Source organism: Arthrobacter sp. STN4, from assembly GCF_024539665.1.
GTDB lineage: Bacteria > Actinomycetota > Actinomycetes > Actinomycetales > Micrococcaceae > Specibacter.
The window spans coordinates 1-599 of sequence record NZ_JAKZGX010000088.1 but is presented as its reverse complement, the minus strand read 5'-3'; the positions used below and the strand labels follow the sequence as shown (position 1 = coordinate 599).

The following is a 599-nucleotide window of genomic DNA, read 5'->3' as shown; positions in this document are numbered from 1 at the left end:
AACCAGGTGGCGAAGGGCGGGTTGGTCCAGTCCAGGGTCTTCGTGAACGGCTTGGACCAGGACAGCAGCTCCCGGGCCTGCCGGCCCCAGAACGCGGGCCGGTCCGCGTTCGCCGCGTCATATTCGCTGGCCTTGATGACTGCATTGGCAGCAAAATCGGCACTCGGCGGGAACTGGCGGTTCTCCGTCAGGAGATTCTCCAGCGCGTCGCCGTTGGCCCCGGCCGTGGTCGTTTCGTCGGACATGTAAAACCCCTTCATTCCTTCTTTGTCCATATCGTCGTTGCCCGCAGTCCCGCACCGGAAAAGTGCTGAGGAGGACGCGTTTCTTCTTCCGAGGAGAGCCATCGGCGGGTTACCAGCCGCGCTCGGCGAGGCGGTGCGGCTCGGGGATGTCGGCGACGTTGATGCCGACCATCGCCTCGCCCAGGCCACGGGAGACGTCCGCGATGACCTTGGGGTCATCGTAGAATGTGGTGGCCTTCACGACGGCGGCCGCGCGCTGGGCGGGGTTGCCGGACTTGAAGATGCCGGAGCCGACGAAGACGCCGTCGGCACCAAGCTGCATCATCATGGCGGCGTCGGCCGGGGTGGCGATGC

General features: G+C 65.9%; 1 protein-coding gene and 1 pseudogene. Both read right to left on the bottom strand.

Going from position 1 to position 599, the window contains the following annotated elements:
- The coding region (locus MMF96_RS19455; protein ID WP_306296004.1) for an acetyl-coenzyme A synthetase N-terminal domain-containing protein at positions 1-245 on the bottom strand (245 nt) is incomplete at its 3' end.
- A 109-nt stretch (positions 246-354) separates the two neighbouring features.
- Positions 355-599: pseudogene (locus MMF96_RS19450) on the bottom strand (pyridoxal 5'-phosphate synthase lyase subunit PdxS); the annotation flags it as partial.